A 14,946-nucleotide genomic window follows, 5' to 3' on the forward strand; every position below is an offset into this window, starting at 1 on the left:
AAGGGGGGGCAGAAGCAGCAGACGTGTTCCTGTAGGAGGCACGGAAAAGGGGCCGCCCCCCCCCCCCCCCCCCCCCCCCCGCCCCCCTCCGACTGCTGGCGTCCGGTTACGAGATGGGCTTCTCGTCGGTGGTCGCGTTGAGCGTGCCGGCCTTGGTGGACTCCTTGTCGATGCCCTCCTTGGCCTTCGCGCCGCCGGAACCACCGGGGGTGGTGCCGACGATCGGCGGCATGAGGCCGCCGCCGGTGGCGCGCTTCTTGTTCCACACGTCGAACAGGACCGCGGCGAGCACGACCAGGCCCAGGATGATCTGGACCGTGTCGGTCGCGATACCGAGGACCTGCATGCCCTGGCGCAGGACGCCCATCACGAGACCGCCGATGACGGCGCCGATGATGGTGCCCACGCCGCCGGTGACCGAGGCGCCGCCGATGAACGAGGCGGCGATGGCGTCGAGCTCGAACGCGTTGCCCGCGCCCGGGGTCGCCGCGTGCAGGCGGGCGGTCACGATGACGCCCGCGAGGCCCGCGAGGGCGCCCATGATCACGAAGACGAAGAACGTGGTCTGCTTGGTCTTGACGCCCGAGAGCATCGCGGCCTTCTCGTTCCCGCCGCCCGCGTAGACGTGGCGGCCGAACACGGTGCGGTTCGCGATGAACGTGAACAGCAGGACCAGGCCCAGCAGGATCCAGCCGATGATCGGCAGGCCCTTGTAGGAGTAGAACGTGTACGCGGCGGCGAGCATGACCGCGGCGATCGCCACGGTCTTGACCAGCCACGCGGTCTGGGAGGAGGCGGCGATGCCGGCCTTCACCTGGCGGCTGCGGCTGCGCACCGTGAAGAACACGAACAGGGCCGCGCCCAGGATGCCCACCGCGAGGGTCGGAATCCGCAGGTCGACGCCCATGAACGCGTAACCGGAGGCGAGCTCGTTGAAGGTGCCGGTGGTGCCCTTGGTCTCCGCGTCCAGGACCTTGAGGGTCAGGCCGCGGAAGATGAGCATGCCCGCGAGGGTCACGATGAACGCCGGGATGCGCACGTAGGCGATCCAGAAGGCCTGCCAGACGCCGATCGCGGCGCCCAGGGCCACGGCGAAGAACACCGCGAGGTACCAGGGCCAGCCCCAGTCCGAGAGCGCGATCGCCGACATGGCGCCGCAGAACGCGAGGACCGAGCCGACCGACAGGTCGATGTGGCCGTTGACGATGACCAGCATCATCCCGATCGCGAGGATCAGGATGTACGAGTTCTGCAGGATCACGTTCGTGATGTTCAGCGGCGTGATGAAGTTTTCGTTCTGCAGGGTCACGTTGAGGACCTGGAACAGGATCATGATCAGCACCAGGGCGATGATCATGCCGTAGGCGCGCAGGTTGATATTGCGCAATGCCGAGATCAGGTTCGGCCGGGTCTTGGTCGGGACGGTGGTCATTGGCGTTGCTCTTCTCCCCCGCTGGCCGTCTCAAGGGTCATGAGACGCATCAGCTCTTCCTGTGTCGCGTTGGCCCGGTCGACCTGACCGGTGATGTGTCCGGCGCTCATCGCGTAGATGCGGTCGCACATGCCGAGCAGCTCGGGCAGTTCGGAGGAGATCATGAGAACTCCCTTGCCCTGGTCGACCAGCTTGTGGATCAGCTCGTAGATCTCGTACTTGGCGCCGACGTCGATGCCTCGCGTCGGCTCGTCGAGGATGAGCAGCTCGGGTTCGGTGAAGACCCACTTCCCGAGCACGACCTTCTGCTGGTTGCCGCCGGAGAGGTTCCCGGCGAGCGAGTAGACCGACGGCGCCTTGACGCCGAACTCGGTGCGCAGTCGCTCCGAGACCGCGTTGACCTTGTCCTGGTCGACGACGCCGCGCTTGGAGAGCCGGTCGAGCCCGGGGAGGGTGAAGTTCTCCCGCAGGTCGTAGTCGAGGTGCAGGCCGTAGTGCTTGCGGTCCTCGGTGGCGTACGCCAGGCCGGACTCGATGGCCTCGGGGACGTTGCGCAGGTTGAGGCGCTTGCCGTCCATCACGGCCTCGCCGGTGATGTTCGAGCCCCAGCTGCGGCCGAAGACGCTCATCGCGAACTCGGTGCGCCCGGCCCCCATGAGGCCGGCCAGGCCGACGATCTCGCCGCGGGCGACGTTGATGCTCGCGTTGTTGACGATGACCCGGTCGCGCTGCTCCGGGTGGTACACGGTCCAGTCGTTGACCTCGAAGAACACCTTGCCGATCACCGGTTCGTGCGGCGGGTACAGGTGCTCGAGGTCGCGGCCGACCATGGACTTGATGAGCCGGTCCTCGGTGACGGCGCCGGCCTCGGTCTCCATGGTCTCGATGGACTTGCCGTCGCGCAGCACGGTGATGCGGTCGGAGACCGACAGCACCTCGCCCAGCTTGTGGGAGATGATGATGCTGGTGACGCCTTCCTCGCGGAGCTGGCGGAGCAGCTCCAGGAGGTTCTCGGAGTCGGAGTCGTTGAGCGCGGCGGTCGGCTCGTCCAGGATCAGGAGCTTGACGTCCTTGGACAGGGCCTTGGCGATCTCGACGAGCTGCTGCTTGCCGACGCCGATCTTCTCGACCAGCGTGGCCGGGTTGTCGTGGAGGCCGACCTTCTGCATGAGGCGGGCGGCCTCGGTGTTGGTGCGGTCCCACGAGATGACGCCGCCGGACTTGCGCTCGTTGCCGAGGAAGATGTTCTCGGCGATCGAGAGCTCCCCGACGAGGGCCAGCTCCTGGTGGATGATGACGACGCCGGCAGCCTCGGAGTCTCGGATGTTCTTGAACTGGGCGGGCGCGCCGTCGAACTCGATCTCGCCGTCGAAGTCGCCGTAGGCGTAGACGCCCGACAGGATCTTCATCAGCGTCGACTTGCCGGCGCCGTTCTCGCCGACGAGCGCGTGGATCGTGGCCCGCTTGACCCCCAACTCGACCCCGGACAGTGCGAGCACGCCCGGGAACCGCTTGGTGATCCCCCGCATTCGGAGGATGTCTTCAGACATTGCTTCGTCCTATATACACAGATTTGGACAGCTCTGGGGAGAGGTTCAGGGACGCCCATGGCGGGCAGGGCGTCCCTGAGAGAAGAGTCTTGTGAAGACCGGACTTAGGCGAGTTCGCCGGCGTCGATGTAGCCGGAGTCGACGACGATCTCCTGGTAGTTCGTCACGTCGACGCTGACCGGCTCGAGCAGGTAGGCCGGGACGACCTTGGTGCCGTTGTCGTAGGTCTCGGTGTCGTTGACCTCGGGCTCGTTGCCGTCGAGGACCGCGACGACCATGTCCACCGTGGTGGCGGCCAGCTCGCGGGTGTCCTTGTAGACGGTCATGGACTGGAGGCCCTCGATGATGTACTTGACCGACTCGACCTCGGCGTCCTGGCCGGTGATCACGGGCATCGTGGTGTAGCCGTTGCCCTGGAGCGAGGCGACGATGCCGCGGCTGATGCCGTCGTAGGGCGCCAGCACCGCGTCGACCTTGGAGCCGTCGTTGTAGAAGTTGGACAGGATGTTGTCCATGCGCTCCTGCGCGACGGCGCCGTCCCAGTTCTCGGTCGCGATCTGCTCGAGCGAGGTCTGGCCGGACTTCACGACGAGCTTGCCCTCGGTGACGTAGGGCTCTAGGACCGCCCAGGCGCCGTCGAAGAAGTACTTGGTGTTGTTATCGGTCAACGCGCCGGCGAAGAGCTCGATGTTGAACGGGCCGGCCGCGTTGGCGAGGTCGAGGGCCTCGACGATGTAGGTGCCCTGCAGGGTACCGACCTTGGTGTTGTCGAACGACGCGTAGTAGTCGACGTCCGGCGTGTCCAGGATGAGGCGGTCGTAGGCGATGACCGTGATGTCCTGGCCCTTGGCCTGGGCGAGGACGCCGCTGAGGGACTTGTTGTCGATCGCGGCGATGACCAGCACGTTCACGTTCTGGCCGACCATGGTCTCGATGGCGCTGACCTGGTCGGCAGCGACGTCGTTCGAGTACTGGAGGGTGACTTCGTAGCCCGCTTCCTCGAACGAGGTCTTCAGGTTGTCGCCGTCCAGGATCCAGCGCTCGGAGGTCTTGGTGGGCATCGCGATGCCGACCTTCTTGCCACCCGAGCCGTCACTGCCGCCGTCCTCAGAGGCGCAGGCGGAGGCGACCATGGCGACCGCAGCCGCGCCGATGGTTCCGGTCATCAGGTGTCGTCGATTGACGTTCATCTGCTTAGTACTCCTTCGTACCGGGCGATTCGGTGCACGACCGACTTCGCCCTGGGGTCAAGACGGATTCGATAGTTCAACGTTTTTCCACAACCGTCAACAGCGGATGCGTCTCGTGTCCGAATCGTTGCTTTCCAACCTCGACGAATTCCGACACTCGACTCCCTCGCGGCACATCGAACCCGCGCCGTCTCAACGAGATTAACTGTACGTATCTATCTCCTCACCCGATCGTCCCACATCCCTACGGCCGACTACCACTCGACCGATCGGATGGGATAGCCTCACATTTAGTGCCAAATCACGACACCGAACAGCTGACCCCCCGGAGGAGGTGAGGATGTCGACCACCCAGACCATCGGACCCGCCGCCGTGCACCGTTTACTGCACCGGGACGCGGTGTGCAGCGTCTTCAGCGGCACCGTCGCGACAGGCCCCACCGATCTGCTGTGCGTCACCGTCGCCCATGAGCGCGTCGACGGCTCCCGGCGCGAGGTGTTCCTCGAATGGGCCGCAAAACTCACCGGCCTCCCCGCCCACCCCCATCTGTCCCCCTGCACGGCCGTCGGCCTCACCGAGAACGGACGCCCCTACCTCGCCGTGGGCACCGCCCGCCGCAGCCTCGCCGACCTCCTCGCCGACCAGGAGCCCATGCCTCCCGGGCAGGTGCGCGCCCTCGGCGTGGCCCTGAGCGACGCCGTCGCCGTCTACCACCGCGCCGGGCTCATCCACGGCGCCATCCAGCCCTCCCACATCCTCGTCGGCTCCGGCCACCACCTCCAGCTCACCGCCTACGACGTCACCGCCCCCGTCCTGGCGGCCCCCCTCCCCCCCACCCCCTATACCGCCCCTGAGCACCTCGACGCCGCCGTCGCTGGCGAGGTGGCCGCGAGCCCCTCCGGCGACGTCTACGCCCTCGCCACGGCCCTCTACGCCGCCCTCGGCGGCCGGCTCCCCTGGGTGCGGCACGCCCGCGAGGACGCCGCTGACCCGCTGCTGCGCGCCGCCCCCGTGCCGCACATCCCGGGTGTGGACGCCGAGCTGACCGACACGATCGGCGCGGCCCTCAGCCCCGACCCGCGCCGCCGCCCCACGGCCGACGCCTTCCGCGAGCAGCTCGCCCGCCTCCAGCTCATCGGCCCGAAGGCCCAGGGCCCGCGGCCCGACTCGGTCGCCGCCGGGCTCCTCCCCCGCCGCGGCCTGCGGCCCGTCACCGTCGCGGTCTCGACCGAACTCGCGCCCTACCGGCCCGGCCGCGAACGGGTCGGCCTGCGCCCGAGGCTGCGGTCGATCGCCACCGCGACCGCCGGAGTGGCCCTCACGGGAGCGCTCCTGGGCGGCGCCGCGCTCGCGACCTACGCGGCCACCAACCCCGAGAGCTCAGGCACCGTCTGCTCCGACCCGGCCGTGCTCGGCGGGCGTATCGACGAACAGCTGGAAGACGGCCGGATCGTCGACAGCTGGTGCGCCGAGGAAGGCGACTACGTGGCCGCCACCGTCGACTACCCGGGAGGCTCCGGAGGGGACGGCGAAGGCGCGACCGAGCGCAAGGTCTGGCGCATCGAGGGCGAGAACCTCGTCGCCGTCACCGACTGCGCCGACACCGCCCTACCGGACGCCATCGCCGACTTCCTCGAGTGCGCCTGAACCCGGAACCCGCAGCGGCGGAGCCGGTGAGCGCCGAGCCTGCGAGGGAGGAGCGCGCCGGATCCAGGCGTGGTTGCCGTTGCGCGCCTTGCGATCGGACCGATCGCGATTCGTAGTGCCACCTGCTTCGATATCCGGTTCGACATCTGTTTCGCCTCCTGGTCTTCGCCGGTCCTTCCGGCGTGACTCCATGATGGGAGGCCGAACCTGAAGCCACGCTAAAGCCGCCTGAAGGCGGCTTCAGGGAAGCGGCTTCAGGCGGCTGCGGTTGCGGTGGAGGGTGGTTCAGTCGCGTTCGGGCTTCGGGAGGAATCCTCCGAAGGCGGCGACGGTCTTGTTGGCGTAGGCGGAGGTGTCGCCGCGCTCCATCGGACCGTCCCAAGTGGTCGGCAGCGGCGCGTGCGCGGGGAGGATGCGTTCTACGATGCGGTCCAGGGCCTCTTCGGCCTTGCCGACCCACAGGTGGCTGCCGTTGGCGATCTCCACGACCTCGGCCTGCGGCACGGCTGCGAAGCGCTGCTTCGCCTCCGGATACTGGAGGTAGTCGTCCTGCTCGGGGATGAGGGCCAGCAGCGGGCGGCCGTCCTCGGCCCAGCGCGCCAGATCGTCCTCTTTGGAGTACCGCAGGGGCGGCGAGAGCAGCACGGCCCCTTCGACTCCCGGCTCCAGGCCGTACTTGAGGGTGAGGTCGGTGCCGAAGGACCAGCCGACCAGCCACACGCGCGGCAGCTCCGCGAACTCCGCGTACTCGACGGCGGCAGCCACGTCGTAGCGCTCGCCCACGCCGTGGTCGAACGCGCCCTGGCTCGTACCCTGCTGGGACTCGGTGCCGCGGGTGTTGAACCGCAGCACCGCCATGTTCGCCAGCGCGGGGAGCCTCCAGGCGGCCTTGCGGAAGATGTGCGAGTCCATCATGCCGCCGTGGGTGGGCAGCGGGTGAACGCAGATGAGAGTCGCCTCGGGCGGGGTCAAGGGCAGGGCGAGTTCGCCGACGAGTTCGAGCCCGTCGGCGGTTTCGAGCGTGAGCGCCTCGCGTCTGGCGGGGAGCATGCTCGCGGATCTGATGACAGCCACGCCGGAATTATCCCCGCCGGAAGCGGTTCGGCACCACCGCGTGTGGCGCACCTGGCAGCTGCAGCGCCGATGGCGAACCGCGGTGCCGGGGCAGAAGGCAGCGGCGGGCGGCGGGCCAACGTGGCGGGGGGGGGGGGGGGGGGGGGGGGGGGGGCCCCCCCCCTCCCCCCCCCCCCCCCCCCGCGTTCGGTTGTCGTTCAGCGCCAGCGGCCCGGTTGGCGGCGGGTCCTGGCGTTCCAGCAGCCGGTGTGCCAGTGGCGGCGGTCGTCGCCGTCGCCGTCGTCGGCCCAGGCGACGACGTGCGGCGTGCCCGGTTGTATCTCCAGGTCGCAGCCGGGGCACCGGTAGACCTTCTCGGCGCTGGCGCCGGGGATGCGGCGGACGCGGACGGGCCCGTCCGGGCCGTCGATGAGGCTCGGGTCCTGGGCACCGGTCGTCGGCCGCCGGGATTCGCCCTGGCGGCGGTTCTTGCGCGGCATGGTCGGGCCTTAAGCGTGGGCGGGGTCGTCTCGCCCGGCGTCGCGCGCCGCGGCCTCGGCTTCGGCGGCTTCGCGCGCGACCCGCTCGTTCAGGCGCCGGACGTGCTTGTTCATCCCCCGGATGAGGAAGATCGTCACGACGACGAGGAACACGGTCACGAACAGCCCGAGCGGCCCGGCCATAGCCTGGTCGCGCTCCGGCCCGAACTCTTGCTGCGCCAGGATCTCGATCACGGTTCAACCGTATCCCGCGGGCTTTAGGACTCCTGCAGCGCCGGAAGCCGCCAGTCGACCGGCTCACCGCCCTGCTCGGTGAGGAGGGCGTTGGCGCGGCTGAACGGCTTGGAGCCGAAGAAGCCGCGGCGGGCGCTCAGGGGCGAGGGGTGGGGCGATTCGATCGCGGGGATCGGGCCGAGGAGGCCCTTGAGCTCGCGGGCGTTGTTGCCCCAGAGGATCGCGACGGCGGCTCCACCGCGTTCGGCGAGGGCGCGGATGGCCTGTTCGGTGACGGCTTCCCAGCCTTTGCCCTTGTGCGAGGCGGGCGTGCCGGGGGCGACGCTGAGGGAGCGGTTGAGGAGGAGGACGCCCTGCTCGGCCCAGGGGGTGAGGTCGCCGTTGGCGGGGAGGGGGTATCCGAGGTCGTCGCGGTACTCGTTGAAGATGTTGACCAGGCTCTTGGGCAGGGGCCGCACGTCGGGGGCGACGGCGAAGGAGAGGCCGATGGCGTGCCCGGGGGTGGGGTAGGGGTCCTGGCCGACGATGATGACCTTGACGTCGTCGAAGGGCTGCTGGAAGGCGCGGAGGATGTGCTCGGCGGCGGGCAGGTAGGTGCGTCCGGCGGCGACTTCGGCGCGGAGGAACTCGCCCATCTTGGCGACGTCGTCGGCGACGGGGGCGAGGGCCTTGGCCCAGCCCGGCTCCATGAGTTCATCAAGAGATTTCTGCATGACTCAGATGCTAGGTCCCTCCACCGACACGAAATACCCCGCGTCGCGCAGGGCCGCAACGATTTCGGTCGCGTGTTCGGAACCGCGGGTCTCGATCGAGAGGTCCACGGCGACTTCGCCGACGGACAGGCGCGGGTCGCTGCGCTGGTGGTAGACGTCGACGATGTTGCCGCCGTAGGCGCCGACGAGCTGGAGGATCGAGGCGAGGGCGCCGGGGCGGTCGGCGCAGCGCAGGTTGGCGCGCATGAACCGGCCGGAGGCGCCGAGGCCGTGTTCGATGAGGCGCATGAGCAGGAGCGGGTCGATGTTGCCGCCGGAGATGACGGCGACCGTGGGGGCGTCGTAGTCGACGGAGTAGTTCAGGAGCGCGGCGTAGGCGGTGGCGCCGGCGGGTTCGACGACGAGCTTGTTGCGTTCGAGGAGGGAGAGGAGCGCGCGGCTGATGTCCTCTTCGGTGACGGTGACGATCTCGTCGACGAGGGTGGCGACGTGCGCGAAGGGGACGTCGCCGGGGCGGCCGACCTTGATGCCGTCGGCGATGGTGTGCATCTTGTCGAGGCGCACGGGCTTCCCGGCGGCGAGGGAGTGCGGGTAGGCGGCGGCGCCTTCGGCCTGGACGCCGATGATGCGGATGTCGGGCTTGAGCTGCTTCGCGGCCGCGGCGATCCCGGCGATGAGCCCGCCGCCGCCGACGGAGGTGACGATGGTGCCGGTCTCGGGGAGCTGTTCGAGGATCTCGAGGGCGATGGTGCCCTGCCCGGCGACGATGTCGTGGTGGTCGAAGGGGTGGATGAGGGTGGCGCCGGTTTCGGCGGCGAAGCGGTGGGCCGATTCGAGGGCGTCGTCGACGGTGAGGCCGCCGAGGATGACTTCGGCGCCGTATCCCTTGGTGGCGGCCACTTTCGGGAGGGGCGCGGACTCGGGCATGAACACGGTGGAGCGGATGCCGAGCGTGGAGGCGGCGAGGGCGACGCCCTGGGCGTGGTTGCCCGCGGAGGCGGCGACGACGCCGCGGGCGCGTTCGGCTGCGGTGAGGTGGGAGACGCGCATGTAGGCGCCGCGGATCTTGAAGGACCCGGCGCGCTGCAGGTTCTCGCATTTGAGGTAGACGCCGTCGAGGACGGGGTCGCGGGAGGGTTCGAGGGGGGTGCGTCGCACGATCCCGGCGAGTTCTTTCGCCGCGGCGCGGACGTCGTCAAGTGTCACGAGTTGCGTCACGCCTCGATCGTAGTGCCCTGCCCGCCGCGTCCCCGGGAACCCGTTCGCGGCCGGGGCGCGCGGGCCCCCCGCACCTTCCTGAAAGCGGTTACTCTTGACCGATATGCCGACCTTGAACCCGCCTGGGCGATCGGCGAACTCATTGAAACCGCAGGTCGCACCTAGTGTGAACCAGCGTTCACCAACTGGTACGGCGGGTGACCGGCGTTACCCTTCGGATAAGGAAGGCTTAAGCTACGAAGCGTCAATCCTTAACCAGGAAGAAGCCTGCAAGTCATGCTTCGCCGACCGCCCGCCCGCACGACCGCCTCAACACCCAGCAATCCATCCCCTTGAGCACCCCTGGAGTCAACGGTGACTGCTGTCACGCTGAAGAACGTCTCGAAGGTGTTCCCCGGCGAAACCCTGGCCGTGGACTCCCTGAGCATGGAAGTCAACCACGGCGAGTTCCTGGTCCTGCTCGGCCCGTCCGGCTGCGGCAAGTCCACAGTGCTCCGCATGGTCGCCGGCCTCGAGACCCCCTCCGACGGCGAGATCCTCCTCGACGGCGAGTACGCGAACGACCTGCCCCCGCGAGACCGCAACGCGGCCATGATCTTCCAGACCTTCGCGCTCTACCCGCACATGTCCGTCGCCGACAACATCGGCTTCCCCCTCAAACTCGGCAAGAACAACGGCGCCCAGTCCGTCCCCGAGGCCGTCGGCGACATGGCCAGCGCCCTGGGCATCTCGGACCTCAAGGACCGCAAGCCGAACCAGCTTTCGGGCGGCCAGCAGCAGCGCGTCGCCATGGGCCGCGCGCTCGTGCGCCGCCCCAAGCTGTTCCTCATGGACGAGCCCCTGTCGAACCTCGACGTCGGCCTGCGCGCCGAGCTGCGCACCGAGATCTCCTCGCTCGTGCGCCGCCACGACGCGACGACGCTGTACGTCACGCACGACCAGACCGAGGCGCTGACGATGGCCGACCGGGTCGCGGTGATGCGCAAGGGGGTCCTGCAGGACGTCGGCACCCCCGACGAGGTGTACGAGCGCCCCGCGACGATGTACGTGGCCGCGTTCCTCGGCACGCCGCGCATGAACCTCCTCGAGGCGCGCGTCAACGTCTACCTGGACCGCTATGTGGCCCTTGACTTCGGCGAGCAGGAGCTGCGGCTGCCCTGGCACGACCTGCGGGGCCGGGCCGTGGCCCGCTACCACGGGGAGAACATCGTGGTCGGGATGCGGGCCGAGGCGCTGGCGCCGGTCGCCGACGGGCACCCGGGCCAGTCGATCCAGGGCCGCGTGCGGTTCTACGAGCACCACGGCCACGAGACGCTCGTGTTCCTCGACATCGGCGCGACGGCGGTGGTGCCGGACGGCATCGGCGACAAGCCGGACCTGGCCCGCGGCGGCTCGAAGCCGCGCCGCCGCCTGGGCGGCCTGTTCTCCGGGTTCGGGCAGCAGCAGGTCGAGCACCGCGAGGCCGACACGGGTCCGATCCGCAAGCCCGCGGACCTGGTGTTCCGGCTGCCGCCGCACATCCCGGTCTCGGCCGGGCAGCCGATCACGGTGGCCGTGCACATGGACGCGCTGCACTACTTCGACAAGTACGGCAAGCGGATCGACGTCGGCTGGTCCGCGCGCGCATAGCGGAACGCGAACGCCGCGGGCCCCTCGGCGAGGGACCCGCGGCGTCATGGTCTTCTAGCCGAGGAACTTCTCGGCGTCGATGATCTTCACCGAGATCTCGGTGTCCTTGGGGGTCCGGTAGGCGACGGTGTCGCCGACCTTGTGCCCGAGGATGGCCGCGCCGAGCGCGGAGTCGGGGCTGTAGACGGTGAGGTCGGTGGTGGCCGCGATCTCGCGGGAGCCGAGGAGGAACTTCTCGGTGTCGTCGGGGTCGCCGTCGAAGGCGATGGTCACGACGGTCCCGATCTGGATCTCGTCGCTGTCCTTCGCCTCGCCGACCTTCGCGTTGCGCAGCAGGTCTTCGAGCTGGCGGATGCGGCCCTCCTGCTTGCCCTGCTCGTCGCGGGCCGCGTGGTAGCCGCCGTTCTCCTTGAGGTCGCCCTCTTCGCGGCGGGCGTTGATCTCGGCGGCCATGGCAGGACGGTGTGCGATGAGCTCGTCCAGCTCGGCCTTGAGGCGGTCGTAGGCCTCTTGCGTGAGCCAAGTGCCCTGGTTAGCGTCGGTAGCCATGTGATCCATATCCTCCGAATAGTGCGATCCGTACTGCGAGGTCCTGCCTCTGGGTGTTTGGTCCTTCCGGGATGAACGCCCCCGGATAGCGAAAGGCCCGCCGACCGGAACGCGGTGCGACGGGCCGAAAGTCAATAGTCAGTCCGTCTGCCAACACCTCAGGACCTCGCCGGTGTTGGGCACGCCCTCCACTGCGAGCGGGTACGACATCTCGACATGGGTGGCATCGTCCGCCGGGATCTCGACCTCGGCGTACCCGATCTCGGCGCCCGCGAGGTCGCGGGAGCGGACGGCGCACGTGGCGCCTTCCCCGGCGGGCTTGTAGACCTCGAACTCGACGGTGACCTGTCCGGGGACGGAGTCGTCGAAGCCGAGCAGCCGCTCGGAGACCTCGTTCTGGCCGTACAGTTCCGAGAGGCGCCAGGCGGCGAAGAGGCCCGCGAGGACGACGGCGGCCGTGAGGGCCGCGGTCACCGCGGGGCGGCGGCGCTTGGGTTCGCGGCGGCGACCGTAGCGACCGTCGGGAAAGGTCACGTCGGCCGTTTGCGGCACGCGCCCATCCGTGGTCTGCATCTCAGTCATTGCGTCGCTTTCCTTCGCGAGCAGCGGATTCACCGCTGGAGCCGGGTTCTTCGCAGAACCGGGAAGTAATGATTATCGAGTATCGTTGCACAGAATGCCAGAGCCGACAACTACCGCAGTGCGCGAGTCGGTTCCAGTGCGCCGAGCCTTACCACTAGAAGCACCCGCCAGTGAGGTTGACCGACGTGACGAACCAGAGCAAGCTGCGCCTCATGTGCGTGCACGCCCACCCCGACGACGAGTCGAGCAAGGGCGCCGGCATGATGGCCCGCTACGTGCGCGAGGGCATCGAGGTCCTCGTCGTCACGTGTACGGGCGGCGAGCGCGGCGACGTGCTCAACCCGAAGATGGACCGCCCCGAGGTCCAGGAGAACCTGCCGAAGATCCGCAGCGAGGAGATGGCACGCGCCCGCGAGATCCTGGGCGTGGAGCAGCACTGGCTGGGCTTCACCGACTCCGGGCTCCCGGACGGCTGGCTCCCCGACTCCGGCACCGAGCTGCCCGAGGACGCCTTCTACCTCGTGCCGACCGACGAGGCCGCCGCGCCGCTCGTGGAGGTCATGCGCTCGTTCAAGCCGCACGTGGTGACGACGTACGACGAGGAGGGCGGCTACCCGCACCCCGACCACGTCAAGACCCACGAGGTCTCCGTCGCGGCCTTCGCCGCCGCCGGGGACCCCGAGCAGTACCCGGGCCTGGGCGAGCCGTGGCAGCCGCTGAAGCTGTACTACAGCCACTCGTTCGGCAAGGCGCGCATCGAGGCGCTGCACTACGCGATGCTCGACGCCGGGCTCGAGTCGCCGTACAAGGACTGGATGGACGCGGGCGACTGGACCCGCGACAAGAGCGAGCGGGTGACCACCCGCGTCGCGTGCGCCGAGTACTTCGACATCCGCGACGAGGCCCTGAAGGCCCACGCCACCCAGGTCGACCCTGACGGGTTCTGGTTCGCCGTGCCGCGCGAGCTCCAGCAGAAGGCCTGGCCCACCGAGGACTACGAGCTCGTCGAGTCGCGCATCGAGTCGCGCCTGCCCGAGGACGACCTCTTCGCCGGCCTCCGCTAGCACCACCGGCACCACTGAACCGCAACGGCCCCAGGAGTTTCCTGGGGCCGTTTTCTCCACTTGCGACTAATCCGGTCCCGCCCGTCGCGGCTTCGGCGCCGGATCGTCGGGTCCCGGCCACCGTCAGTGAGGAAACAACTGTCGGGCTCCCGACACCACGGTGTATTTCCTCGGAAAGTGCGGGAACCTTGCTGCAAGCGCGCCCCCGCGGGTTACCGTGCCGGGAGGACCGGGCCGAACCCGAGCCCGGGACGGATTCGCGGAGGCGGGCGCAGAACGGAGGTGGACCCATGGTCAGTCGTGAAACAACACCGGCGCGCACCAAGTCGTTCGTCGGCAGTCTCCTCGTCGCCACGCCTACACTGCAGGACCCCAACTTCGACCGCACGGTCGTCATCGGCGTCGGGCACGAGTCCGACGGGGTGCTCGGGGTGGTCCTCAACCGGGCCACCGAGCGGAAGGTCGTCCACTACCTCGACCAGTGGGCCGACCTCGCGGGGCATCCCGCCGTCCTCTTCGAGGGCGGCCCGGTGCAGCCCGACGCGGCGATCGGGCTGGGCTGGCGGAAGGCCGACGCGCCCTTCAACGACGCGTTCCGGCCCGTGCTCGGGCGGCTCGGCACGCTCGACCTCGCCCGCGACCCCGACGAGGTCGCGCCGCTCCTGGAGGGGATGCGGGTGTTCACCGGCTACGCCGGGTGGGCGCCGGGGCAGCTCGAGGACGAGATCGACGCGGGCGCCTGGATGGTGTTCGACGCTCTACCTGCGGACCCGTTCTCGGCCAACCCCGAGGAGCTGTGGGGCATGGTGTGGAAACGCCAGGGCGGCCTGCTCTCCGCGGTCGCGCACTTCCCCGCCGACCCCGTCATGAACTAGCGCTTCTACGCGCAGCCACGGCGAACGCTTGCGGAGCCGTAAATCAAGCTCGGCCACGGCGAACGCTTGCGGAGCCGTAAATTATGCTCCCGGTCGCCAGGCCATGAGGATCACGACCACGCCGTAGAAGACGAGGTTGAGCCCCGAGAGCGCCAGCAGCCTGCCGCGGTGCTGTTCGAGCAGTTCGCCGTCCATGGTGCCGTGGGCGTCCTGGAGCTCCTTGCCGATGCGGGCGAGCACCCCCGGGATGACGGCCGTGCCGTTGACCGCGGCCACGGCGTAGAGCGTCGAGGCGATGATGACCCACGGGTCGGCGAACGAGTACCGCTCGCTCGTCATCATCGTCAGCACCCCGAACAGGGCCGCGACCAGCGTGAGCGCGTTGAAGGCCATGCAGCGCCGCCCGGCCCGGTGCACACGGTCGCCGTCGCGCTCCCGCAGCGCCCGCTCCCCCATCCACGGCATGAGCATGGCCGGGCCCACGAACACGACGGCCAACAGCACGTGCAGGACCGACAACAGAGTGTGCATATTGTGATCTTACGGACAAACCACCCAATGGCGTCGTCGAACCAGCCGGGGCGCGAAAAAGGGCCGGGGGGGGGGGGGGGGGGGGGGGGGGGGGGGGGGGGGGGGGGGGGGGGGGGGGGGGGGGGGGGGGGGAGAGGGGGGGGGGTCGATGCGGAGGTGGGCCTTGGTGTGTAGTGCC

General features: G+C 69.2%; 15 protein-coding genes. 4 read left to right on the forward strand and 11 right to left on the reverse strand.

Annotation, left to right across the window (positions count from 1 at the left end; all coding sequences use genetic code 11):
* Positions 1-106 precede the first annotated feature (106 nt).
* The 3 genes from mmsB to chvE form a co-directional block, all read right to left on the reverse strand.
* Positions 107-1,432: a multiple monosaccharide ABC transporter permease gene (mmsB, locus tag ACZ60M_RS24965; RefSeq protein WP_465421884.1), complete on the reverse strand. Its 1,326-nt coding sequence runs from the start codon at positions 1,430-1,432 to the stop codon at positions 107-109.
* A complete protein-coding gene (gene mmsA, locus ACZ60M_RS24970; protein WP_465421886.1) occupies positions 1,429-2,982 on the reverse strand; it encodes a multiple monosaccharide ABC transporter ATP-binding protein in 1,554 nt (517 codons plus the stop codon). Before mmsA ends, mmsB begins: the two co-directional genes overlap by 4 nt.
* A 104-nt stretch (positions 2,983-3,086) precedes the next feature.
* Positions 3,087-4,172 (reverse strand): multiple monosaccharide ABC transporter substrate-binding protein, encoded by a 1,086-nt coding sequence (chvE, locus tag ACZ60M_RS24975; protein ID WP_465421888.1) that lies wholly within the window; start codon positions 4,170-4,172, stop codon positions 3,087-3,089.
* Positions 4,173-4,512: 340 nt separating this feature from the next.
* Here chvE and ACZ60M_RS24980 point away from each other — a divergent pair, with 340 nt between their 5' ends.
* Positions 4,513-5,820, forward strand: a complete 1,308-nt coding sequence (locus ACZ60M_RS24980) for a protein kinase domain-containing protein (RefSeq protein ID WP_465421890.1) — start codon at positions 4,513-4,515, stop codon at positions 5,818-5,820.
* A 285-nt stretch (positions 5,821-6,105) separates the two neighbouring features.
* Here ACZ60M_RS24980 and ACZ60M_RS24985 read toward each other — a convergent pair whose 3' ends face one another.
* The 5 genes from ACZ60M_RS24985 to ilvA all read right to left on the reverse strand — a co-directional run bounded on the left by ACZ60M_RS24985 (position 6,106) and on the right by ilvA (position 9,538).
* The gene (locus ACZ60M_RS24985) at positions 6,106-6,870 is read right to left on the reverse strand and encodes an alpha/beta hydrolase (RefSeq protein WP_465421907.1); all 765 of its coding nucleotides are present in this window, start codon (positions 6,868-6,870) and stop codon (positions 6,106-6,108) included.
* 221 nt (positions 6,871-7,091) lie between these two features.
* Positions 7,092-7,373: a hypothetical protein gene (locus ACZ60M_RS24990; RefSeq protein ID WP_465421892.1), complete on the reverse strand. Its 282-nt coding sequence runs from the start codon at positions 7,371-7,373 to the stop codon at positions 7,092-7,094.
* Between the two features lie 9 nt (positions 7,374-7,382).
* Positions 7,383-7,607: a hypothetical protein gene (locus ACZ60M_RS24995; RefSeq protein WP_465421894.1), complete on the reverse strand. Its 225-nt coding sequence runs from the start codon at positions 7,605-7,607 to the stop codon at positions 7,383-7,385.
* A 23-nt stretch (positions 7,608-7,630) separates the two neighbouring features.
* Positions 7,631-8,320 carry a uracil-DNA glycosylase gene (locus ACZ60M_RS25000; protein ID WP_465421896.1) on the reverse strand — a complete coding sequence of 230 codons (690 nt, stop codon included), beginning with the start codon at positions 8,318-8,320 and terminating at the stop codon, positions 7,631-7,633.
* A gap of 3 nt (positions 8,321-8,323) precedes the next feature.
* Positions 8,324-9,538: a threonine ammonia-lyase gene (ilvA, locus tag ACZ60M_RS25005; protein WP_465421898.1), complete on the reverse strand. Its 1,215-nt coding sequence runs from the start codon at positions 9,536-9,538 to the stop codon at positions 8,324-8,326.
* Positions 9,539-9,892: 354 nt separating this feature from the next.
* Here ilvA and ACZ60M_RS25010 point away from each other — a divergent pair, with 354 nt between their 5' ends.
* A complete protein-coding gene (locus ACZ60M_RS25010) occupies positions 9,893-11,167 on the forward strand; it encodes an ABC transporter ATP-binding protein (protein ID WP_465421900.1) in 1,275 nt (424 codons plus the stop codon).
* Positions 11,168-11,221: 54 nt separating this feature from the next.
* Here ACZ60M_RS25010 and greA read toward each other — a convergent pair whose 3' ends face one another.
* Both greA and ACZ60M_RS25020 read right to left on the reverse strand, forming a co-directional pair.
* Entirely contained in the window at positions 11,222-11,716 is a 495-nt protein-coding gene (greA, locus tag ACZ60M_RS25015) for a transcription elongation factor GreA (RefSeq protein WP_465421902.1), read from the reverse strand.
* A 138-nt stretch (positions 11,717-11,854) separates the two neighbouring features.
* Entirely contained in the window at positions 11,855-12,298 is a 444-nt protein-coding gene (locus ACZ60M_RS25020) for a DUF4307 domain-containing protein (protein WP_465421903.1), read from the reverse strand.
* Positions 12,299-12,510: 212 nt separating this feature from the next.
* On the opposite strand from ACZ60M_RS25020, the gene mca reads away from it, so the two are divergent.
* Positions 12,511-13,362 (forward strand): mycothiol conjugate amidase Mca, encoded by an 852-nt coding sequence (gene mca, locus ACZ60M_RS25025; RefSeq protein WP_465421909.1) that lies wholly within the window; start codon positions 12,511-12,513, stop codon positions 13,360-13,362.
* Positions 13,363-13,652: 290 nt separating this feature from the next.
* Positions 13,653-14,237, forward strand: coding sequence for a YqgE/AlgH family protein (locus ACZ60M_RS25030; RefSeq protein WP_392961655.1), 585 nt, complete (start codon positions 13,653-13,655; stop codon positions 14,235-14,237).
* 81 nt (positions 14,238-14,318) lie between these two features.
* Here the strand turns inward: ACZ60M_RS25030 and ACZ60M_RS25035 are convergent, their stop codons facing one another.
* Positions 14,319-14,768 carry a DUF2269 family protein gene (locus ACZ60M_RS25035; RefSeq protein WP_465421905.1) on the reverse strand — a complete coding sequence of 150 codons (450 nt, stop codon included), beginning with the start codon at positions 14,766-14,768 and terminating at the stop codon, positions 14,319-14,321.
* Positions 14,769-14,946: the final 178 nt, after the last annotated feature.

It is taken from the genome of Glycomyces sp. NPDC050141, assembly GCF_055586545.1.

Excerpts from the sequence above, each read along its gene's own strand:
- mmsB (WP_465421884.1), bottom strand. The coding sequence starts at position 1,432 with ATGACCACCGTCCCGACCAAGACCCGGCCGAACCTGATCTCGGCATTG.
- mmsA (WP_465421886.1), bottom strand. The coding sequence starts at position 2,982 with ATGTCTGAAGACATCCTCCGAATGCGGGGGATCACCAAGCGGTTCCCG.
- chvE (WP_465421888.1), bottom strand. The coding sequence starts at position 4,172 with ATGAACGTCAATCGACGACACCTGATGACCGGAACCATCGGCGCGGCT.
- ACZ60M_RS24980 (WP_465421890.1), top strand. The coding sequence starts at position 4,513 with ATGTCGACCACCCAGACCATCGGACCCGCCGCCGTGCACCGTTTACTG.
- ACZ60M_RS24985 (WP_465421907.1), bottom strand. The coding sequence starts at position 6,870 with ATGCTCCCCGCCAGACGCGAGGCGCTCACGCTCGAAACCGCCGACGGG.
- ACZ60M_RS24990 (WP_465421892.1), bottom strand. The coding sequence starts at position 7,373 with ATGCCGCGCAAGAACCGCCGCCAGGGCGAATCCCGGCGGCCGACGACC.
- ACZ60M_RS25000 (WP_465421896.1), bottom strand. The coding sequence starts at position 8,320 with ATGCAGAAATCTCTTGATGAACTCATGGAGCCGGGCTGGGCCAAGGCC.
- greA (WP_465421902.1), bottom strand. The coding sequence starts at position 11,716 with ATGGCTACCGACGCTAACCAGGGCACTTGGCTCACGCAAGAGGCCTAC.
- ACZ60M_RS25020 (WP_465421903.1), bottom strand. The coding sequence starts at position 12,298 with ATGACTGAGATGCAGACCACGGATGGGCGCGTGCCGCAAACGGCCGAC.
- mca (WP_465421909.1), top strand. The coding sequence starts at position 12,511 with ATGTGCGTGCACGCCCACCCCGACGACGAGTCGAGCAAGGGCGCCGGC.
- ACZ60M_RS25030 (WP_392961655.1), top strand. The coding sequence starts at position 13,653 with ATGGTCAGTCGTGAAACAACACCGGCGCGCACCAAGTCGTTCGTCGGC.
- ACZ60M_RS25035 (WP_465421905.1), bottom strand. The coding sequence starts at position 14,768 with ATGCACACTCTGTTGTCGGTCCTGCACGTGCTGTTGGCCGTCGTGTTC.